Genomic DNA, 19,600 nt, shown 5'->3' with positions numbered 1-19,600 from the left:
AAAAAGGCTACTCGAAAGAGTGGCCTTTTTTGTATCCGTAGAAAAAGTTCTTTTGAAACAATGGCATGGCATCTTTCATGAAACCGCGCGCGGGTTTCGGAGTCCTTCCATTTGCAGGCTATGCTCAAGTCTCGAGCACATCCTTGCGCGACTAATGGACGCTGTCGCCGGCCCCGGTGATCCGCGTTACTATTTGTAATTATTTTGTCCATAGGGATTGGTAACTTGGCTGGATACCCCCATCCTGTCGCGCACAATCCAAGAGGTGATTGATGCGCGCCAATTCGTCTGAACCACAAGACAACATCACAGCTACACAACCGATCGCGCCCACCCGCCTGCGCTGGCTGGATCTGTTGAGCAAGTATCGACAACCCATTGGGTTGGCGGTCACGTTGCTGCTATTTGCAATCGCTTTGATCGCCTGCCGCCACTTGCTGCTAGAGCTGGATCTGTACGCCCTCCACGATTCGATCCTGGAAGTACCGAAGCCGTCCCTGTTGGGCGCCTTCGCCGCTGCGATCGCCGGGTTCATCATTCTATTGGGCTACGAATTTTCCGGGGCGCGCTATGCCGGAGTAAAACTTCCCGCCAGGACCCTGGCCTACGGCGGCTTTACTGCTTTCGCCATCGGCAATGCGATTGGCCTGTCGATGCTGTCTGGCGGCTCAGTGCGCTACCGTTTATATGCACGGCATGGCATTGGGGCTTCGGAAGTGGCCCATATGACCGTATTTGCCAGCCTGGCCCTGGGCTGCGCCCTGCCGCCGCTCGCCGCACTGGCGACCTTGAGCAACCTGCCCGCCGCGTCCAGTGCCTTGCATTTGCCTGCAGCACTGCTCGGCGCAATCGCAGGCGCGGTACTGCTGCTCTCTGCCGTGCTGTGTATCGGGATCTATCGCCGCCGTCTGCCAGAACAACCCTACCCCGATAACCTGCTGGTCAAGGCCGGCCGCCGCACCTTGCGCCTGCCTGGGCGCCGCCTGACCTTCCTGCAATTGATCATCACTGCCCTGGATGTCGCTGCCGCCGCGACCGTTCTCTATCTGTTGCTGCCAGAAGCCCCGCCGTTCGGCCCGTTCCTGCTGGTGTACCTGCTGGCGCTGGCGGCGGGTGTCCTCAGCCATGTACCGGGCGGCGTCGGCGTGTTCGAAGCGATTTTGCTGGCCGCGTTTGCCGACAAGCTCGGCGCCGCGCCGCTGGCCGCCGCCCTGCTGTTGTATCGCATGATCTACGTTGTGCTGCCGTTACTGATCGCGTGCATCTTCCTGCTGATCAACGAGGCCCAACGGCTGTTCCAGACCCAGCAGAGCCTGCGGGTCGCCTCAGGCCTCGCGGCCCCGGTACTGGCCGTGCTGGTTTTTTTGTCCGGGGTGGTGCTGCTGTTCTCCGGCGCCACCCCGGAAATCGACTCACGCCTGGAAAACATCGGCTTCCTGATTCCCCACCGCCTGATTGACGCCTCGCACTTTGGTGCCAGCCTGATCGGCGTGCTGTGCCTGCTGCTGGCCCAAGGCCTGCGTCGACGCCTGTCGGCAGCCTGGATGCTGACCATGGTGCTGTTGCTGGTGGGCGCCCTGCTCTCGCTGCTCAAAGGCTTCGACTGGGAAGAAGCCAGCCTGATGACCACCACCGCAGTGCTGCTGGCGATCTTCCGGCGCTCGTTCTACCGTGCCAGTCGCCTGACCGAGCTGCCCTTTTCGCCGCTGTACCTGGTGGCCAGCGTCTGCGTGCTGGGCGCTTCGATCTGGCTGCTGCTGTTTGCTTACCAGGATGTGCCTTATAGCCATCAACTGTGGTGGCAGTTCACCCTCGACGCCAACGCCCCGCGCGGCCTGCGCTCGCTGCTGGGCGCCGCCATCTTGCTGGTGATTGTGTCCCTGACCTGGCTGTTGCGCACCGCCCGCCCTGTGATCCACCTGCCAACCGCCGATGAACTGGAGCGCGCCACCAAGATCCTGATGGCCTCGTCGCAACCCGACGGCGGCCTGGCACTGACCGGCGACAAGGCCCTGCTATTTCACCCCAACGACGAAGCGTTCCTGATGTACGCCCGGCGCGGCCGCAGCCTGGTGGCGCTGTACGACCCGATCGGCCCGACCCAGCCCCGGGCCGAGATGATCTGGCAGTTCCGCGACCTCTGCGACATTCACCACGCCCGCCCGGTGTTCTACCAGGTGCGCGCGGAGAACCTGCCCTTCTATATGGACATTGGCCTGACTGCGATCAAGCTGGGCGAAGAGGCCCGGGTCGACCTCAAGCGCTTTGACCTGGAAGCCAAGGGCAAGGAGATGAAGGATTTGCGCTACACCTGGAACCGCGGGACCCGGGACGGCCTGTCCCTGGAAATCTTCGAGGCGGGCCAGGCGCCGATGGACGCACTGAAAGTCATCTCCGATGCCTGGTTGACCGGTAAGAACGTGCGCGAAAAAGGCTTCTCCCTGGGCCGTTTCAGCGACGAATACCTCAAGCACTTTCGCATTGCGGTGATTCGCTTCGAAGGCCAGCCGGTGGCCTTCGCCAACCTGCTGGAGACCTACAGCCATGACCTGGCCAGCCTCGACCTGATGCGCGCGCATCCCGAGGCGCCAAAGCTGACCATGGAGTTCATGATGATCGGCTTGATCCTGCACTATAAGAGCCACAACTATGCACGCTTCAGCCTCGGCATGGTGCCGTTGTCGGGCCTGCAGCCGCGCCGTGGCGCACCGCTGACCCAGCGCCTGGGCTCGATGGTGTTCCGCCGTGGCGAGCAACTGTATAACTTCCAAGGTTTGCGCCGCTTCAAAGACAAGTTCCAGCCTGACTGGGAACCTCGTTACATGGCCGTGCCCGCAGGACTTGATCCGCTGGTGGCACTGGCCGATACCGCCGCCCTGATCGCGGGCGGCTTGACTGGATTGGTGAAACGCTGATGATTCGACGCTCCTGGCGGTATGTATTGGCAAGCCTGGTGGTGCTGGCCCTGATCCTCGGTGGCGGCTACTGGTACTGGAATCGCCCCGCCCCTCAACCGACCCTGGAACAACTGCCCCAGGCCGACGGCTCGACCATGACCCGTGTGACCCCAGGCACCAGCGCCAAGGCCCGTGTAGCGGTAGCCGTGATGGCCGACGCCAGCCTGACCGACAGCCAGCTGATTGCCCTGAGCCAGGGCGGCAGCGCGCAGATCGTGCAAGTGATCCTGCCCAAGGACGACTGCAAGCTGCAAGAACAAGCCCTGCAAGCGGCCCTCGGCCAGCTCAAGGGCCCGGCCACCCTGGTCAGCGGCATCGGCCCTGGCGCCGCGCTGGCCTGGCGCTGGCTGGCAACGCAGAACGACGACAAGGCCAACGCCATCTCCGTAGGCTTCGCCCTGGTCCAGGAAGGTTGCAAGGACCCGCTGCCCAAGACTGCCGCCCACGGCAACTGGCTGGTGGCCTGGAACGATAACCCTGACGACGAAAGCGCCAGCTTCGTACGCGACACGCCGCGTGCCACCACCAGCATCAGCGACTACGACATCAACTACCCGCAGGTATTGAACAACGAGCTGCGCAAGCAACTGGTGGGTTCGGACAATGGCGGCCTGGCGATCCCGGTGGTTGAAGTGCCGGCTGGCCAGGCCAAGGACACCGTGACCCTGTTCCTTTCCGGCGACGGCGGCTGGCGCGACCTGGACCGCGACGTGGCCGGCGAGATGGCGAAGATCGGTTACCCGGTGGTCGGTATCGACACCCTGCGCTACTACTGGCAGCACAAAAGCCCGGAGCAGAGCGCCAAGGACCTGACCGAGCTGATGCAACACTACCGGCAAAAATGGGGCACCAAGCGTTTTGTGCTGACCGGCTATTCGTTCGGCGCCGATGTGCTGCCAGCCATCTACAACCGCCTGCCGGAAGCCGAACAGCAACGGGTAGACGCTATTATCCTGCTGGCCTTCGCCCGCACCGGTAGCTTTGAGATCGAAGTGGAAGGCTGGCTGGGCAATGCCGGCAAAGAGGCAGCCACCGGCCCGGAAATGGCCAAGCTGCCAGCGGCCAAGGTGGTGTGCATCTACGGCGAAGAAGAAGTCGACGAGAGTGGCTGCACCGACAAGACCGCCGTGGGTGAAGCCATGAAGCTACCGGGCGGCCATCACTTCGACGAGAACTACCCGGCACTGGCCAAGCGCCTGGTGGATATCATCGAGAAGCGCCAGGCCAAGGCCGAGTAAACGCCCATCCTGTAGGAGCCAGTTTCCTCAGGCACTAAAAAGCCCCCGCTGCCGCACGGCAACGGGGGCTTTTTGTTGGGCTACATTTCTACCTGGGTGCCCAGCTCAATCACCCGGTTCACCGGCAGCTTGAAGAAGCGCAGGTTGCCGTTGGCGTTCTTCAGCATGAAGGCGAACAACCCTTCCCGCCAGCGCGCCATGCCCTCAAGCTTGGAGGCGATGACCGTCTCGCGGCTGAGGAAGTACGTGGTGCGCATGGGGCTAAAGTCCAGGTCATCCAAGTGGCACAGCTTCAGGGCTTCGGGCACGTCCGGCTCATCGGTAAAGCCGAAGTGCAGGATCACCCGGAAGAAGCCGTCACCGTAGGAGTCCACCTCGAAGCGGCGCTGGGCCGGGACGCGCGGGATATCTTCATAGACCACCGTCAACAGCACCACTTGCTCGTGCAGCACCTGGTTGTGCAGCAGGTTGTGCAACAAGGCGTGGGGCACCGCGTCCGGGCGGGCGGTGAGGAACACCGCCGTGCCCTGTACGCGATGGGGCGGTTGCACGCGGATGCTGCTGATAAAGATCGGCAGCGGCAGCCCGCCCTCGTCCAGGCGCTCCACCAGCAATTGCTTACCGCGCTTCCAGGTGGTCATCAACACAAACAGCACGATCCCCGCCAGCACCGGGAACGCGCCGCCCTGGACGACTTTCGGCACGTTGGCCGCGAAGAACAGGCCATCCACCAGCAAAAAGCCCAGCAAAACAGGCACTGCCAATACCGGCGGCCACTTCCACAGCAGCAGCATCACGGCGGATACCAGGATGGTGGTCATCAGCATGGTCCCGGTCACGGCCACCCCGTAAGCCGAGGCCAGGGCGCCCGAGGACTCGAAGCCCAGCACCAGCAGGATTACACCGACCATCAGCGACCAGTTCACCGCGCCAATATAGATCTGGCCCTGTTCGGCGCTGGAGGTGTGCTGGATATGCATGCGCGGGATGTAACCCAACTGGATCGCCTGGCGCGTCAACGAGAACGCACCGGAAATCACCGCCTGGGAAGCAATCACCGTCGCCAGGGTGGACAACCCCACCAGCGGCAGCAATGCCCAGCTTGGCGCCAGCAGGTAGAACGGGTTGCGCGCGGCTTCGGGGTCGCCCAGCAACATCGCGCCCTGGCCAAAATAGTTGAGCACCAGCGCCGGCAGCACCAGGATGAACCAGGCGCGGGCAATGGGTTTGCGGCCGAAGTGACCCATGTCGGCATACAGCGCCTCGGCACCGGTCAAGGCCAGCACCACCGCGCCAAGGATCGCCACACCGATACCCGGATGCACCATGAAGAAACGCACGCCCCACATCGGGTTCATCGCGTTGAGCACTTCGGGGTGCTGGACAATGCCATAGATGCCCAGGCCGCCCAGCACCAGGAACCAGGTGACCATCACCGGCCCGAACAGCTTGCCGATGCGGTCTGTCCCATGTTTCTGGATCAGGAACAACCCCACCAGCACCACCAGCGCCACGGGCACGACCCAGTGCTCCAGGCCATCGAACGCCAGTTCCAGGCCCTCGATGGCCGACAATACCGAAATCGCCGGGGTGATCATGCTGTCGCCATAGAACAGCGCCGCGCCGCACAGGCCGCACACCACCAGGAAACTGCGCAACCGCGGGTGATTGCCGGCCGCCCGTCGGGCCAGTGCGGTAAGGGCCATGATGCCGCCCTCACCCTGGTTGTCGGCGCGCAGTACGAACAACATGTACTTGATCGACACCACCCAGATCAGCGACCAGAAGATCAGGGCCAGGATCCCCAGCACCCCATCATGATTGACCTGAACCCCATAGTTGCCAGAAAACACCTCTTTAAGGGTGTAGAGCGGGCTGGTACCGATATCGCCGTAGACCACCCCGACAGCTGCCACCAACATGCCAATTGGCTTTGCGCTGGAATGCCCGGCATCCGCCGCCTGACTATTTGCCTGACCCATCAACCACTCCTGCCCTTTTGACCTGAGGTCTTTTATAAACAGCACAGCTGTACAGCTAAGCCTAAGCTGTCCACAGCATGCGCTGTTTTACTTCTAGTAACAGATGATTTGTTGACCATCGGCTTTACACAAGTGCAACGGCGCGAAGCATAGCGCAGCACTCGTCGTATTTCCCTGCATAAAGCTGGTCAAGCGCGTTTCCCGCCGCTAGAATTGCGCACTTTTTGATCAGAGGCACATCAAGTGCCCGTCCGCTGCCCTGTCGTGCCCGACTGGCGGCGTCATTCAATACCGAGGTTAGACATGTCCACCACCATCGCAAAAGCCAACCCCAAGGTTGGCTTTGTTTCCCTGGGTTGCCCGAAGGCGCTCGTCGACTCCGAGCGCATCCTCACCCAACTGCGCATGGAAGGCTACGACGTCGTGTCCACCTACCAGGACGCCGATGTGGTGGTAGTCAACACCTGTGGCTTCATTGACTCGGCCAAGGCAGAGTCTCTGGAAGTGATCGGCGAAGCCATCAAGGAAAACGGCAAGGTGATCGTCACCGGCTGCATGGGTGTGGAAGAAGGCAACATCCGCAACGTGCACCCAAGCGTGCTGGCCGTGACCGGCCCGCAGCAGTACGAGCAGGTGGTCAACGCCGTGCATGAGGTGGTGCCGCCGCGCCAGGATCACAACCCGTTGATCGACCTGGTGCCGCCGCAAGGCATCAAGCTGACGCCACGTCATTACGCTTACCTGAAGATTTCCGAAGGCTGCAACCACAGCTGCAGCTTCTGCATCATCCCGTCGATGCGCGGCAAGCTGGTCAGCCGCCCGGTGGGTGATGTGCTGGACGAAGCCCAGCGCCTGGTCAAGTCTGGCGTCAAAGAGCTGCTGGTGATCTCCCAGGACACCAGCGCCTACGGCGTCGACGTGAAGTACCGCACCGGTTTCTGGAATGGCGCGCCGGTGAAAACCCGCATGACCGAACTCTGCGAAGCATTGAGCAGCCTGGGTGTGTGGGTACGCCTGCACTACGTGTACCCGTACCCACACGTCGACGAGCTGATCCCGCTGATGGCCGCCGGCAAGATCCTGCCGTATCTGGACATCCCGTTCCAACACGCCAGCCCGAAAGTGCTCAAGGCCATGAAACGCCCGGCCTTTGAAGACAAGACCCTGGCGCGGATCAAGAACTGGCGCCAGATCTGCCCCGAGCTGATCATCCGCTCGACCTTTATCGTCGGCTTCCCCGGCGAAACCGAAGAAGACTTCCAGTACCTGCTGGACTGGCTGACCGAAGCCCAACTCGATCGCGTCGGCTGCTTCCAATATTCGCCAGTGGAAGGTGCGCCAGCCAACCTGCTGGACCTGGCCGTGGTGCCGGATGACGTCAAGCAGGACCGTTGGGAGCGTTTCATGGCCCATCAGCAGGCCATCAGCTCGGCCCGCCTGCAACTGCGTATCGGCAAGGAAATCGAAGTACTGATCGACGAAGTGGACGAGCAAGGCGCGGTCGGCCGTTGCTTCTTCGACGCTCCGGAAATCGACGGTAACGTATTTATCGACGACGCCAGCGGTCTCAAGCCAGGCGACAAGGTGTGGTGCACAGTCACCGACGCCGACGAGTACGACCTCTGGGCGCAAAAACGCGACTAAGCTGTAAAAAATTGAAAAAGCCCTGCTTCTGGACAAGATGCGGGGCTTTTTTAGGTCTATCGTTTGCCCCATCACCGCCAACAAGCAGCAAGGAGCAGCGGGCATGGGCCAGCACTCGGTTATTCACACGCCTAAACCCAGCGACTATCAGGAGCTGACCCGGATCTGGGAGGCATCGGTGCGGGCCACCCATGACTTCCTGCCGCAAAGCTACATCGAGCGCCTGCGACACCTGGTGCTGACGCGCTACCTCGATGCGGTGATGCTGATCTGTACCAAGGACGCGCGCCAACGGATCACCGGGTTTGCCGGCGTCGCCGCAGGCAAGGTCGAGATGCTGTTCATCGATCCGCAGTACCGGGGCCAAGGCCTGGGGCGGCAATTGCTGCACTATGCCGTTGCGTCGATGAATGCCGATGAACTGGACGTCAACGAACAGAACCCACAGGCCCTGGGCTTCTATATCAAACAAGGTTTTGAAGTGATCGGACGCACCGAGCATGACGGCATGGGCCAGCCCTACCCTTTGCTGCACATGCGTTTGCGCCAGGCCCAGCAAACACGCAGCGGCTGACACAACCCAAATCAAATGTAGGAGCTGGCTTGCCTGCGATGCGCATAGGTATCTACACAACTTTGCCGCAACGCCTAGATCCAGGCAGATAGCGCAGTTGTGGCGAGCGGGCTTGCCCGCGCTGGGCTGCGAAGCAGCCCCAATAAGCCGAATGCGTTGTACCAGATACACCGCAGCGGCTGGTTTTGGGGCTGCTTCGCAGCCCAGCGCGGGCAAGCCCGCTCGCCACAGGGGAGTTCGTCAGTTTCTGAAAGTTGTGTAGATACTTACGCTGCGATGCGGTCAACTCGGTGCATCAGGTAGGCCGAGGTGATGCCATCGCAGACAAGCCAGCTCCCACAAAAAGCGCGAGCACTGAAATGGGGCCGGGATTAACCGGCGCCAGGCAGGTACAATAGCGGCCCCCTTTTGTTACGGCCCTTGTCATGACTGACCCCATACGCCTCTCCAAACGCCTTATCGAACTGGTCGGTTGCTCCCGTCGGGAGGCCGAGCTGTTCATCGAAGGCGGCTGGGTCTCGGTGGATGGCGAAGTGATCGACGAGCCGCAGTTCAAGGTCACGACACAAAAAGTCGAACTTGATCCCGAGGCCAAGGCCACGGCTCCGGAGCCGGTGACTATCCTGTTTCATGCCCCGGCCGGCGTGGACGTCGACAGCGCGATGCAATCTCTGAGCGCCGAGACGCTGTCGGAAGAACACCGCTTCAGCAAGCGCCCGCTCAAAGGCCACTTCCTGCGCCTGACCGCCAGCGCCGATCTGCAAGCCAAGGCCAGCGGCCTGCTGGTGTTTACCCAGGACTGGAAGATCCTGCGCAAGCTGACGGCCGACGCCGCCAAGATCGAGCAGGAGTATGTGGTCGAGGTCGCAGGTGACGTGGCAGAGCACGGCCTGAACCGCCTCGCCCACGGCCTGATGTACAAAGGCAAGGAATTGCCGGCGGTCAAAGCCAGCTGGCAGAACGAGAACCGCCTGCGCTTTGCCCTGAAAAACCCGCAGCCCGGCATCATCGCCCTGTTCTGCGAAGCCATTGGCCTGAAGGTTGTGGCCATTCGCCGCATCCGCATTGGCGGCGTGTCCATCGGCAAGGTGCCGGTCGGCCAGTGGCGCTACATGTCCGGCAAAGAAAAGTTCTAAGCCACCCTATCTATCGACATCGCCCGCCCGGGCGGTGTCTACAGTCGAATACCAGGATTGCCCACCATGATTCACAATGACGTACTGCGCAGCGTGCGCTACATGCTCGACATCAGCGACAACAAGATGGTCGAGATCATCAAGATCGGCGGCATGGAAGTGTCCAAGGAAGACCTGCTGACCTACCTCAAGAAAGACGAGGAAGAAGGCTTCGTGTTCTGCCCCGACGAGGTCATGGCGCATTTCCTCGATGGCCTGGTGATCTTCAAGCGCGGCAAGGATGAAAGCCGTCCACCACAGCCGATCGAAACCCCGGTGACCAACAACATCATCCTCAAGAAGCTGCGCGTGGCCTTCGAACTCAAGGAAGACGACATGCACGCCATCCTCAAGGCTGCCGAGTTCCCGGTGTCCAAGCCAGAGCTGAGCGCGCTGTTCCGCAAGTTCGGCCACACCAACTATCGTCCGTGTGGCGACCAGTTGCTGCGTAACTTCCTCAAGGGCCTGACCCTGCGGGTTCGCGCGTAAGCCATGAGTTACAACGTCTCGCCCGTGGGCTTCGTGCGCTCCTGCTTCAAGGAGAAGTTCGCCATCCCGCGCCAGCCACAACTGGCGCCCGCCGCACGGGGCGTGTTGGAGTTGGTGGCGCCGTTCGACCAGGGTGAGGCGGTGCAAGGCCTGGAGCAGGTCAGCCATGTGTGGCTGCTGTTCCTGTTTCATCAGGCCCTGGAAGACAAGCCGCGCTTGAAAGTGCGCCCACCGCGCCTGGGCGGCAACACATCCATGGGTGTATTTGCCACCCGCGCAACCCATCGCCCCAATGGGATCGGCCAGTCGGTGGTGAAACTGGACAAGGTGGAGCCGGGCCGGCTGTGGGTTTCCGGGATCGATCTGCTCGATGGCACGCCGGTATTGGATATCAAGCCGTATGTGCCGTATGCCGACATCATCGACACGGCCACCAACAGCATTGCCAGTGCCGCACCGGCGCTGATCCCCGTGCAATGGCTGAAGACCGCCCTGCAACAGGCTCACACTCACGCTCAGCGCCTTGGCGAGCCGTTGGTGGAGCTGATTGAACAATGCCTGGCGCAGGATCCACGCCCGGCCTATCAGACGCCCGGGCCAGAGCGCGAATACGGCGTGCGGTTCTGGGATGTGGATGTGCGTTGGCACTATCCCGAGGCGGGGATGATTTGTGTGCTTGAAGTGGTTGCCGCGCAGTAAATCGCAGCAATGAAAAAGCCCGCACTGCCTTCACAGGCAATGCGGGCTTTTCTTTGCAAACGCCTTCACCTGTAGGAGCGAGCTTGCTCGCGAAGAACCCAAGGGCAACGCGTCAACTCGACCGAGTTAACGTTGACGACTTTCGCGAGCAAGCTCGCTCCTACAGGTGTGCCGGGGTCACTTCTCGACGAAGGCGCGTTCGATCAGGTAGTCACCCGGCTCACGCATCCGTGGCGAAACCTTCAGGCCGAAGCTGTTCAGCACTTCGCTGGTCTCATCCAACATGCTTGGGCTGCCGCACAGCATGGCGCGGTCGTCTTCAGGGTTGATCGGCGGCAGGCCGATATCGCTGAACAGCTTGCCGCTGCGCATCAGGTCGGTCAGGCGGCCTTCGTTTTCGAAGGGTTCGCGGGTCACGGTTGGGTAGTAGATCAACTTTTCACGCAGCGCCTCGCCGAAGAATTCGTTCTGCGGCAGGTGTTCGGTGATGAATTCGCGATAGGCGACTTCGTTGACGTAACGCACACCGTGGCACAGGATCACTTTTTCAAAGCGCTCGTAGGTTTCCGGGTCCTGGATCACGCTCATGAAGGGGGCGAGGCCAGTACCGGTGCTGAGCAGGTACAGGTGCTTGCCCGGCTTCAAATCGTCCAGCACCAGGGTGCCAGTCGGTTTTTTGCTGATGATGATCTCATCGCCTTCCTTCAAATGCTGCAATTGGGAAGTCAGCGGGCCATCCGGAACCTTGATGCTGAAGAACTCCAGATGCTCTTCCCAGTTCGGGCTGGCGATGGAGTAAGCGCGCATGAGCGGGCGGCCGTTAGGCTGTTGCAGGCCGATCATCACGAACTGACCGTTCTCGAAGCGCAAGCCCGGGTCGCGGGTGCACTTGAAGCTGAACAGAGTGTCGTTCCAGTGATGAACACTGAGGACACGCTCGTGGTTCATGTTGCTCATGTACGGGGAACTCCTGGAAATGGGTCTGCGCCAAAATGATAGGTGCGCAATTGCACAGTATTCTAATGGCGGCGACAATATCTGTTAACTGGATTATTAAGATAAGGGTTATCGGTTATATCGATATGCGATTTACTCTCCGTCAACTGCAAGTCTTCGTCGCCGTCGCCCAGCAGGAAAGTGTGTCACGCGCTGCTGGCCTTCTGGCCTTATCTCAATCCGCCGCCAGCACCTCGATCACCGAGCTGGAGCGCCAATCCAGCTGTCAATTATTCGACCGCGCCGGTAAACGCCTGAGCCTCAACGCCCTGGGCCATCAACTGCTACCCCAGGCGGTGGCGCTGCTGGACCAGGCCAAGGAGATCGAAGACCTGCTCAACGGCAAGTCTGGCTTCGGTTCCCTGGCGGTCGGCGCCACCCTGACCATCGGCAATTACCTGGCCACCCTGCTGATCGGCAGTTTCATGCAGCAGCATCCCGAGAGCCAGGTGAAGCTGCATGTACAGAACACTGCGCATATCGTGCATCAGGTTGCGCATTACGAAATTGATCTGGGTCTAATCGAAGGCGACTGCAGCCACCCAGACATCGAGGTGCAAACCTGGGTCGAGGATGAGCTGGTGGTGTTCTGCGCGCCGCAGCATCCCCTGGCCCAGCGCGGTCAGGCGACCATGGAGCAACTGACCCATGAAGCCTGGATCCTGCGGGAACAGGGCTCCGGGACACGCCTGACCTTTGATCAAGCCATGCGCCATCATCGCAGCGCGCTGAACATCCGCCTGGAGCTGGAGCACACCGAGGCGATCAAGCGGGCCGTGGAGTCCGGATTGGGGATTGGCTGCATTTCACGCCTGGCGCTACGGGATGCGTTCCGCCGTGGCAGCCTGGTGCCAGTGGAGACGCCGGACCTGGACCTGGCCCGGCAGTTCTACTTTATCTGGCATAAACAGAAGTACCAGACCTCGGCCATGCGCGAGTTCCTCGAACTGTGCCGCGCCTTCACCGCTGGGGTGCAGCGCAGCGACGAGATCGTACTGCCGAATATCGCCTAGATCAGGATTACGGCCCACACCACGGTGATCATGGTCAGCGCCACGAATTGCGCGGCGCTGCCCATGTCCTTGGCGTTTTTCGACAGGGGGTGGCGATCCAGGGAAATCCGGTCGATTGCCGCTTCCACGGCCGAGTTGAGCAACTCGACAATCAACGCCAGCAGGCACACGGCGATCAGCAGTGCGCGCTCTACGCGGCTGACCGTGAGGAAGAAGCTCAACGGAATCAGGATGACATTGAGCAAGACCAACTGGCGAAAGGCCGCCTCGCCGGTGAAAGCCGCACGCAGGCCATCAAGGGAGTAACCCCCTGCGTTGAAGATACGTTTGATACCGGTTTGACCCTTGAAAGGCGACATAGGTAGGCAACTGAGCAAAAAAGATGGGAGGAAGCTAGAGCACGCCTGGTCAAAAAAGCGTGAATCGAGCCACCCTACGAGTGGGAAATTGACTCAAGTTGTTGCAACAGCAGCGCCGCCTGGGTCCGGGTGCGCACACCCAGCTTGCGGAAAATCGCGGTAACGTGCGCCTTGATGGTCGCTTCGGACACGCTCAATTCATAGGCGATCTGCTTGTTCAGCAAGCCTTCGCAGACCATGGTCAACACACGGAACTGCTGGGGCGTAAGGCTGGCGAGTCCTTCCTGGGCAGCCTTGGCTTCGGCGGACACGTTGATTTCTTCGAAGGCCTGGGGCGGCCACGAGACGTCACCGTCCAACACCGTACGCACCGCGGTTTGAATCTGCTCCATGGAACTGGATTTGGGGATAAAACCACTGGCCCCGAACTCCCGGGAACGCACTACGATATCGGCCTCTTCCTGGGCCGACACCATCACCACCGGAATCTGCGGATATTGCCCGCGTAACAGCACCAAGCCGGAAAACCCGTAGGCGCCGGGCATATTCAGGTCCAGCAGCACCAGATCCCAATCGGTCTTGTCAGTCAGGCGGGCTTCCAGTTCCGCGATGCTGCCCACTTCCACCAGGCGTACATCCGGGCCCAGGCCCAGTGTGACCGCCTGGTGCAGCGCGCTGCGAAAAAGTGGGTGGTCATCGGCAATCAGGATTTCGTATGTGGCCATTTATTAAATGATCCTGTTTTTTATGGGAGCACCGATGGGTTCGGTGCTCACCAACGTACGAGGTGCCAGCCAGCGGCTGTCACGAACAGTTACGCTTGATGGCATTTTAGCCGGCTCAGGCGTTGCAGTGCCATCATGCAAAGGTCATCTGGCCCCAATGCCTACAGATAAGGGGCAAGACGCGTGTGGACGCTGTCCGTCGGGTCCAGGGCCAACTGGAACTTGGCCGCCAGGTAATGGGTACTGAACACATCCAGGTAGGCATCCAGCACTTCACTGGCCTGCTGGTCCTGGGCCAGTTCCAGGCACAAGGCAGCCACTTCGGCCGTGCAGAAATGGTCATCGCGCTTGGAACGGCGCAATTTGTAGCGCGATAGCTGCTCCGGCTCCAGGCTCAGTACCGGCAGGTGTTCCAGATACGGGCTCTTGCGGAACATCTTGCGCGCTTCGCTCCAGGTGCCGTCCAGCAGGATAAACAACGGGCGCTTGCCATCCGCCACCTTGACCTGGTTGACCACCCGCTGCGGCGCCACAAACTCGCCGGGAAAGACGATGTAGGGCTGCCATTGCGGGTCGGCCAGCAGCGCCAGCAGTTCAGGTTCGACGGCCGTGCGCGTCCAGGGGAAGGCGCTGGTGTCGTCGATGACATCAGCGATCAGCCAACCGGTATTGCTGGGTTTCATCGGTTCCACGTCGTGCATCAACAGGCACATGGCCGACTTGGCCGCAACCTTGGGGCGCCAGGCGCACAGGCAGTATTCGGGGATGACCCGGCACCTGGGGCAACGTTCGGCACGCGAGCCACGGGCAACAAAGGGGCTCACGGCACGGGCCAGGCGCTGGGTACGCAGACGGAACACTGCGTGGCTCATAGCGGGTGCCGTTGTGAAGCGATGAAAATCAACACGGACAAAACTCGGGGCAGGCAAAAGTGCCGGCAGTTTACCAGAGCCGCCCAGCCAATACGCCTGGCCGTCGCGGCTGCCGGTCACCTATAATCCCGCGCCACTGAACGCACAGCGCAGTGACGGGTCTATGGACCAGTAACCGAATCAGGAGAGTTTCATGCTGCGTCTTATGTTGCGTCTTGCCGCCCCCACCGTCGCCCTGGCGCTGGTATTGCCCTTGGGCGCCCAGGCAGCCTCCCTGGTGGAGCTGCAAATGAACAAGAAACTGCAAAGCGTCGCGGCAGAAAGCAACAAAGACCTGCCCAGGGAAATTGATGAACAAACCCTGGAAGTGGCCTACACCGTTGAAGGCATGCATCTGATTGACCACCTGAGCGTGCTGCCAGAACGGGCCGAACAAATGCGCGCCAACCCCAAAGCTGTGTATTTCCAGCTGGGGCAAAGCGTTTGCCTGAACAAAGGCTATCGCGAGTTGATGGCCAAGGGCGCCGTGATGCGCTACGAAATCTCCGAGAACAAGACCAATCGCCCGGTGGCGTCGGTCAAGTTCGTTGAAGCTGATTGCCCGGCCCCGGCCAAGAAGAAAAAGTAAGTACCTTCCCCAAGAGCCATGTGGCGAGGGGGCCTGTCCTCTCACCACAACTCCTCCTGCAAAACCTTCGTCAATCCCCATTAAGTTATTGCCAGACAAGACTTTAGGGGCTCATGATCGAGTGATCCGGTAACATTTCCAGGGTAAAAAAGGTTGCCCTCGAGTGGCTTGCAGTGCCAAGGTTTTTAATCACAAGGAACATACAGAGCCTGTTTCGTCGCCGTCAGCAGCCTGCAATAAGACGCCTGGGCTCTGTAACGAAGGAGAAGCTGAATGCCTGATCAACCGAATGACCTCCTGACCCGTCATTTTCCAGAGAACGGGGCCGACCTCACGCAGCAGGTCGAAGCGCAACTCAACCTGATTGCCCCCAGCAGCCCGAATATTTCACTGTATCGCGACATGATCCTCACCGTGCTACGCATGGCCCAGGACGACCGCGACCGTTGGAACGCAAAGATCACCTTGAAAGCCATTAATGAACTGGACCATGCATTTCGCGTGCTCGAACAGTTCAAGGGCCGCCGCAAGGTCACTGTCTTCGGTTCGGCCCGTACCCCGGTTGAAAGCCCGCTCTATGCCCTGGCCCGGGAAGTGGGCGCAGCCCTGGCCCGCTCAGACCTGATGGTCATTACCGGTGGTGGTGGCGGCATCATGGCCGCGGCCCACGAAGGCGCTGGCCTGGCCCACAGCCTGGGGTTCAATATCACCCTGCCCTTTGAACAGCATGCCAACCCGACCATTGATGGCACGGAGAACCTGCTGTCGTTCCATTTCTTCTTTACCCGCAAACTGTTTTTCGTCAAGGAAGCCGACGGCTTGGTGCTGTGCCCGGGGGGCTTCGGCACCCTGGATGAAGCGCTGGAAGTACTGACGCTGATCCAGACGGGCAAGAGCCCACTGGTTCCCGTGGTGCTGCTAGACGAGCCAGGCGGTGGATTCTGGAAAGGCGCCCTGGATTTTATTCGCAGCCAGTTGGAGGCCAACCGCTACATCCTGCCTACGGATCTAAAGCTGGTGCGCCTGGTACACAGCGCGGAAGAGGCAGTGAATGAAATCAACCAGTTCTACGCCAACTTCCACTCCACCCGCTGGCTCAAGCGTCAGTTTGTGGTACGCATGAACCACCCGCTCAGCGAGCGCGCATTGGCGCATATGCAGACCGAATTCGCTGACCTGCGGTTGAGTGATGACTTCCAGCAACTGGCCTATGGGGGTGAAGAACACGATGAAGCACGCTTCAGCCACCTGACGCGGCTGGTGTTCAATTTCACCGGCCGCAACCAGGGGCGGTTGCGGGAGTTGGTGGATTACATCAACTTGCCGGAAAACTGGGCGCAGGCCCAGGGTAAAACGCAGCAACGGCTGACGCCGGAGCCAGCGTGATGCCGTAAAACGCAAAAAAGGCCCGCTATTTTCATAGCGGGCCTTTTTGTATAAACGCAAAATCCTTGTAGGAGCTGGCTTGCCAGCGATAGCGGTCTATCTGTCATTGTACTGATACCTGGCCCACCGCTATCGCCGGCAAGCCGGCTGCTACAAGGGGCTCACGCTTCAGTCGTCCAGATCACGACCGCTCAACAAGCGGCTGATCATCTCCATCGAAAATCCGCGATAGCTCAAAAAACGCCCTTGCTTGGCACGCTCACGGGCATCAATCGGCAGATGGCCGGCAAACTTGCGGCGCCAGGTGTCTTCCAGTTGTGCTTGCCAACTGATGCCACACTCACGCAGCGCCAGATCGATATCGGCGCGTTGCAAGCCTCGCTGGCTCAGCTCTTCGCGAATCCGCGCAGGCCCGTAGCCCGAGCGTGCCCGGTAGGAAACAAAACTTTCGAGATAACGGGCTTCCGAAAGCAGCCCCTCTTCCGTCAAGCGGTCGAGGGCTGTTTCGATCATTTCGGGAGGGGCGCCACGCTGACGCAGTTTACGCGTCAGCTCGACACGACCATGCTCGCGACGTGCGAGCAGGTCCATTGCCGTACGCCGTACCGCAACCAGCGTATCGAGTACAACGGTCATCGTTGGGCTCAGATATCAGCGTCGGCTTCTGCCATGTCGTCAACAGGTTCGCGGTTGGCGGCGGCCTTGACGTCTGGCGCTGGGGTCAGCAGCTTGTCGCGGATCTGCTTCTCAAGGGTCGCCGCGATATCGGGGTTGTCCTGCAGGAACTTGGCCGAGTTGGCCTTGCCCTGACCGATCTTGCTGCCGTTGTAGGCATACCAGGCACCGGACTTCTCGACAAAACCGTGCAGCACGCCCAGGTCGATCATCTCGCCGTTCAGGTAAATACCCTTGCCGTAGAGAATCTGGAACTCAGCCTGACGGAATGGCGGAGCCACCTTGTTCTTCACTACCTTGACGCGGGTTTCGCTACCGACAACCTCGTCACCTTCCTTCACCGCGCCGGTACGACGGATGTCCAGGCGGACCGAAGCGTAGAACTTCAGCGCGTTACCACCGGTAGTGGTTTCCGGGCTGCCGAACATCACGCCGATTTTCATCCGGATCTGGTTGATGAAGATCACCAGGCAGTTGGCGTTCTTGATGTTACCGGTGATTTTACGCAGGGCCTGGGACATCAGACGGGCTTGCAGGCCGACGTGCATGTCGCCCATTTCGCCTTCGATCTCGGCCTTCGGCACCAGGGCCGCCACGGAGTCGACCACGATCACGTCGATGGCGTTGGAGCGCACCAGCATGTCGGTGATTTCCAGCGCTTGTTCGCCGGTGTCCGGCTGCGAAACCAGCAGGTCGTCAACATTGACGCCCAGCTTGCCAGCGTATTCAGGATCCAGGGCGTGCTCGGCATCGACGAACGCACAGGTGGCGCCCATTTTTTGTGCCTGGGCAATCACCGACAGGGTCAGGGTGGTTTTACCAGAAGACTCTGGACCGTAGATTTCAACGATACGGCCTTTTGGCAAGCCGCCAATGCCGAGCGCGATGTCCAGACCCAGAGAGCCAGTGGAAATAGCCGGGATCGCCTGACGGTCGTGATCGCCCATACGCATTACGGCACCCTTGCCGAATTGACGTTCGATCTGACCCAGGGCCGCAGCCAAGGCTTTCTTCTTGTTGTCGTCCATTAAAGTCCTCACGTAATCAATAAGGCCTGACGGCCAACACCTGTATAAGTAGACAGTATTGTTCCATAAAGATCGGGGATCGCCTACCCCTGATTTTCTATTTCTGCTGCAGCTCGTCGCAACAGCCCCTCTAATGCGGCCTTTACCGTTTGTCGGCGGACCTCGTCGCGGTTGCCAGGGAAGTGCTGGCACTCGGCCGTAACCTCGTCACCCACCCCCCAGGCCAGCCAGACGGTGCCTACCGGTTTGTCCGGCGAGCCGCCATCGGGGCCCGCCACACCGCTGACCGCCACGGCAAACCGCGCCAGGCTTTTTTCCTGGGCGCCACGGGCCATGGCCTCGACCACTTCACGGCTCACCGCGCCGACCTTGGGGAACAACCCTTGCGGCACATTCAACTGGCGGGTCTTCTGCCGATTGGAGTAGGTCACGTAGCCGGCCTCGAACCAGGCCGAACTTCCGGGGATCCGCGTGATGGCTTCAGCGATACCGCCACCGGTACAGGATTCGGCGGTGGTGACGTGGGCATTGAGCACCTGCAAACGCCGGCCAAGTTCGGCGGCGAGTTGGGTTATTTCCTTCACGGTCGTCTCCAGGAAAGTGCGGGGGTTTGCCTACCCTACAGGAGCCCATCGGCCACGCAAGCTGCAGACAGCGTCAACAGATTACCGGGCGATAGCCTGCACATAGGCCTGGCAGGCCCGCAGCGCGATCAGTCCGTTATCACCGGCATCGGTGATGCCGATAATTCGTTGAGCATGCGCCGGGTCAAGTCGGCCTCGCGGGGCTCCATGAACCACGCCGCGGGTGGCGGCGGTGGCTCGCATTGCGGGGCTGTCGACGGGGTCGCTGGCGTCGAGAAGGACTGACAGGCGCACATCAGCAGTGGCCAACCGATCACGCAGATAAACCTGATTACGCTGTGCATCGCTCAACTCCCGTGTGTGCTGTTGGTCGCTGGCGCGCAGTTGTTGCTCCAGAGCCTGGCGCTTGTGTTGTTCGGCCTGGTGTTGAGCCAGTGCCGCATGGCTTTGCTGGTTGAGCACCTGTGAATGCCGCGCGGCCTGGCGTTCAAAGGCCAGGCCATGGCGCCAGGCCTGGACCTGCCAACTGGCCGCCGCCGGGATGAGCATCAGCAGAGCAATAACCAGCATGCGCCC

19 protein-coding genes are annotated in these 19,600 nt (G+C 60.6%); 10 read left to right on the top strand and 9 right to left on the bottom strand.

Annotation, left to right across the window (positions count from 1 at the left end):
- The first annotated feature begins 272 nt into the window (after positions 1 to 272).
- Entirely contained in the window at positions 273 to 2,915 is a 2,643-nt protein-coding gene (gene mprF, locus FIV38_RS11140; RefSeq protein WP_029295344.1) for a bifunctional lysylphosphatidylglycerol flippase/synthetase MprF, read from the top strand.
- Positions 2,915 to 4,195 (top strand): virulence factor family protein, encoded by a 1,281-nt coding sequence (locus FIV38_RS11135; RefSeq protein ID WP_029295343.1) that lies wholly within the window; start codon positions 2,915 to 2,917, stop codon positions 4,193 to 4,195. The genes mprF and FIV38_RS11135 overlap by 1 nt, the downstream gene beginning before the upstream one ends.
- Before the next feature lie 80 nt (positions 4,196 to 4,275).
- On the opposite strand, the gene FIV38_RS11130 is transcribed toward FIV38_RS11135, so the two are convergent.
- Positions 4,276 to 6,177: a potassium transporter Kup gene (locus FIV38_RS11130; RefSeq protein WP_092237909.1), complete on the bottom strand. Its 1,902-nt coding sequence runs from the start codon at positions 6,175 to 6,177 to the stop codon at positions 4,276 to 4,278.
- A gap of 303 nt (positions 6,178 to 6,480) precedes the next feature.
- On the opposite strand from FIV38_RS11130, the gene rimO reads away from it, so the two are divergent.
- The 5 genes from rimO to tsaA all read left to right on the top strand — a co-directional run bounded on the left by rimO (position 6,481) and on the right by tsaA (position 10,758).
- On the top strand, positions 6,481 to 7,821 hold the full coding sequence (rimO, locus tag FIV38_RS11125; RefSeq protein ID WP_029295337.1) for a 30S ribosomal protein S12 methylthiotransferase RimO: 1,341 nt from the start codon (positions 6,481 to 6,483) through the stop codon (positions 7,819 to 7,821).
- Between the two features lie 103 nt (positions 7,822 to 7,924).
- A complete protein-coding gene (locus tag FIV38_RS11120; RefSeq protein ID WP_029295335.1) occupies positions 7,925 to 8,395 on the top strand; it encodes a GNAT family N-acetyltransferase in 471 nt (156 codons plus the stop codon).
- Positions 8,396 to 8,820: 425 nt separating this feature from the next.
- Complete coding sequence (locus tag FIV38_RS11115) at positions 8,821 to 9,531, top strand: rRNA pseudouridine synthase (RefSeq protein WP_029295333.1); 711 nt, start codon at positions 8,821 to 8,823, stop codon at positions 9,529 to 9,531.
- A 66-nt stretch (positions 9,532 to 9,597) separates the two neighbouring features.
- Positions 9,598 to 10,059: a YehS family protein gene (locus FIV38_RS11110; RefSeq protein ID WP_029295331.1), complete on the top strand. Its 462-nt coding sequence runs from the start codon at positions 9,598 to 9,600 to the stop codon at positions 10,057 to 10,059.
- Between the two features lie 3 nt (positions 10,060 to 10,062).
- Positions 10,063 to 10,758, top strand: a complete 696-nt coding sequence (tsaA, locus tag FIV38_RS11105; RefSeq protein WP_092237912.1) for a tRNA (N6-threonylcarbamoyladenosine(37)-N6)-methyltransferase TrmO — start codon at positions 10,063 to 10,065, stop codon at positions 10,756 to 10,758.
- 177 nt (positions 10,759 to 10,935) lie between these two features.
- On the opposite strand, the gene fpr is transcribed toward tsaA, so the two are convergent.
- On the bottom strand, positions 10,936 to 11,715 hold the full coding sequence (gene fpr / locus FIV38_RS11100) for a ferredoxin-NADP reductase (protein WP_003172178.1): 780 nt from the start codon (positions 11,713 to 11,715) through the stop codon (positions 10,936 to 10,938).
- A 125-nt stretch (positions 11,716 to 11,840) separates the two neighbouring features.
- On the opposite strand from fpr, the gene FIV38_RS11095 reads away from it, so the two are divergent.
- A complete protein-coding gene (locus tag FIV38_RS11095) occupies positions 11,841 to 12,767 on the top strand; it encodes a LysR family transcriptional regulator (protein WP_029295328.1) in 927 nt (308 codons plus the stop codon).
- Here FIV38_RS11095 and FIV38_RS11090 read toward each other — a convergent pair.
- From FIV38_RS11090 to FIV38_RS11080, 3 genes are all read right to left on the bottom strand, one after another.
- Complete coding sequence (locus tag FIV38_RS11090; RefSeq protein WP_029295326.1) at positions 12,764 to 13,126, bottom strand: diacylglycerol kinase; 363 nt, start codon at positions 13,124 to 13,126, stop codon at positions 12,764 to 12,766. The genes FIV38_RS11095 and FIV38_RS11090 overlap by 4 nt on opposite strands.
- Positions 13,127 to 13,200: 74 nt before the next feature.
- Positions 13,201 to 13,851: a response regulator transcription factor ErdR gene (erdR, locus tag FIV38_RS11085; RefSeq protein WP_029295324.1), complete on the bottom strand. Its 651-nt coding sequence runs from the start codon at positions 13,849 to 13,851 to the stop codon at positions 13,201 to 13,203.
- 161 nt (positions 13,852 to 14,012) lie between these two features.
- Positions 14,013 to 14,723, bottom strand: a complete 711-nt coding sequence (locus FIV38_RS11080; RefSeq protein ID WP_092237915.1) for a tRNA-uridine aminocarboxypropyltransferase — start codon at positions 14,721 to 14,723, stop codon at positions 14,013 to 14,015.
- Positions 14,724 to 14,916: 193 nt separating this feature from the next.
- Between FIV38_RS11080 and FIV38_RS11075 the strand changes: the two genes are divergently transcribed.
- Together FIV38_RS11075 and FIV38_RS11070 are read left to right on the top strand one after the other, a co-directional pair.
- On the top strand, positions 14,917 to 15,351 hold the full coding sequence (locus FIV38_RS11075) for a PA3611 family quorum-sensing-regulated virulence factor (RefSeq protein WP_092237918.1): 435 nt from the start codon (positions 14,917 to 14,919) through the stop codon (positions 15,349 to 15,351).
- Positions 15,352 to 15,624: 273 nt separating this feature from the next.
- A complete protein-coding gene (locus tag FIV38_RS11070) occupies positions 15,625 to 16,737 on the top strand; it encodes an LOG family protein (RefSeq protein ID WP_092237921.1) in 1,113 nt (370 codons plus the stop codon).
- Positions 16,738 to 16,905: 168 nt separating this feature from the next.
- Here the strand turns inward: FIV38_RS11070 and recX are convergent, their stop codons facing one another.
- The 4 genes from recX to FIV38_RS11050 all read right to left on the bottom strand — a co-directional run bounded on the left by recX (position 16,906) and on the right by FIV38_RS11050 (position 19,594).
- Complete coding sequence (gene recX / locus FIV38_RS11065; RefSeq protein WP_092237924.1) at positions 16,906 to 17,373, bottom strand: recombination regulator RecX; 468 nt, start codon at positions 17,371 to 17,373, stop codon at positions 16,906 to 16,908.
- Positions 17,374 to 17,381: 8 nt separating this feature from the next.
- A complete protein-coding gene (gene recA, locus FIV38_RS11060; protein WP_029295312.1) occupies positions 17,382 to 18,440 on the bottom strand; it encodes a recombinase RecA in 1,059 nt (352 codons plus the stop codon).
- Between the two features lie 83 nt (positions 18,441 to 18,523).
- A complete protein-coding gene (locus tag FIV38_RS11055; protein ID WP_029295310.1) occupies positions 18,524 to 19,024 on the bottom strand; it encodes a CinA family protein in 501 nt (166 codons plus the stop codon).
- 81 nt (positions 19,025 to 19,105) lie between these two features.
- Complete coding sequence (locus FIV38_RS11050) at positions 19,106 to 19,594, bottom strand: lysis system i-spanin subunit Rz (RefSeq protein ID WP_235861105.1); 489 nt, start codon at positions 19,592 to 19,594, stop codon at positions 19,106 to 19,108.
- Positions 19,595 to 19,600 lie beyond the last annotated feature (6 nt).

It is taken from the genome of Pseudomonas proteolytica (assembly GCF_007858275.1).
Classification (GTDB): Bacteria; Pseudomonadota; Gammaproteobacteria; order Pseudomonadales; family Pseudomonadaceae; genus Aquipseudomonas; species Aquipseudomonas proteolytica.
This window is presented reverse-complemented; position numbering and strand designations above follow the sequence as displayed.

Bases quoted from the DNA above. Each gene is read 5' to 3' on its own strand.
- FIV38_RS11095 (WP_029295328.1), top strand. From the start codon at position 11,841: ATGCGATTTACTCTCCGTCAACTGCAAGTCTTCGTCGCCGTCGCCCAG.
- FIV38_RS11130 (WP_092237909.1), bottom strand. From the start codon at position 6,177: ATGGGTCAGGCAAATAGTCAGGCGGCGGATGCCGGGCATTCCAGCGCA.
- mprF (WP_029295344.1), top strand. From the start codon at position 273: ATGCGCGCCAATTCGTCTGAACCACAAGACAACATCACAGCTACACAA.
- FIV38_RS11090 (WP_029295326.1), bottom strand. From the start codon at position 13,126: ATGTCGCCTTTCAAGGGTCAAACCGGTATCAAACGTATCTTCAACGCA.
- FIV38_RS11050 (WP_235861105.1), bottom strand. From the start codon at position 19,594: ATGCTGGTTATTGCTCTGCTGATGCTCATCCCGGCGGCGGCCAGTTGG.
- rimO (WP_029295337.1), top strand. From the start codon at position 6,481: ATGTCCACCACCATCGCAAAAGCCAACCCCAAGGTTGGCTTTGTTTCC.
- FIV38_RS11075 (WP_092237918.1), top strand. From the start codon at position 14,917: ATGCTGCGTCTTATGTTGCGTCTTGCCGCCCCCACCGTCGCCCTGGCG.
- recA (WP_029295312.1), bottom strand. From the start codon at position 18,440: ATGGACGACAACAAGAAGAAAGCCTTGGCTGCGGCCCTGGGTCAGATC.
- FIV38_RS11115 (WP_029295333.1), top strand. From the start codon at position 8,821: ATGACTGACCCCATACGCCTCTCCAAACGCCTTATCGAACTGGTCGGT.
- erdR (WP_029295324.1), bottom strand. From the start codon at position 13,851: ATGGCCACATACGAAATCCTGATTGCCGATGACCACCCACTTTTTCGC.
- FIV38_RS11110 (WP_029295331.1), top strand. From the start codon at position 9,598: ATGATTCACAATGACGTACTGCGCAGCGTGCGCTACATGCTCGACATC.
- FIV38_RS11120 (WP_029295335.1), top strand. From the start codon at position 7,925: ATGGGCCAGCACTCGGTTATTCACACGCCTAAACCCAGCGACTATCAG.
- recX (WP_092237924.1), bottom strand. From the start codon at position 17,373: ATGACCGTTGTACTCGATACGCTGGTTGCGGTACGGCGTACGGCAATG.
- FIV38_RS11080 (WP_092237915.1), bottom strand. From the start codon at position 14,723: ATGAGCCACGCAGTGTTCCGTCTGCGTACCCAGCGCCTGGCCCGTGCC.
- fpr (WP_003172178.1), bottom strand. From the start codon at position 11,715: ATGAGCAACATGAACCACGAGCGTGTCCTCAGTGTTCATCACTGGAAC.
- tsaA (WP_092237912.1), top strand. From the start codon at position 10,063: ATGAGTTACAACGTCTCGCCCGTGGGCTTCGTGCGCTCCTGCTTCAAG.
- FIV38_RS11135 (WP_029295343.1), top strand. From the start codon at position 2,915: ATGATTCGACGCTCCTGGCGGTATGTATTGGCAAGCCTGGTGGTGCTG.
- FIV38_RS11070 (WP_092237921.1), top strand. From the start codon at position 15,625: ATGCCTGATCAACCGAATGACCTCCTGACCCGTCATTTTCCAGAGAAC.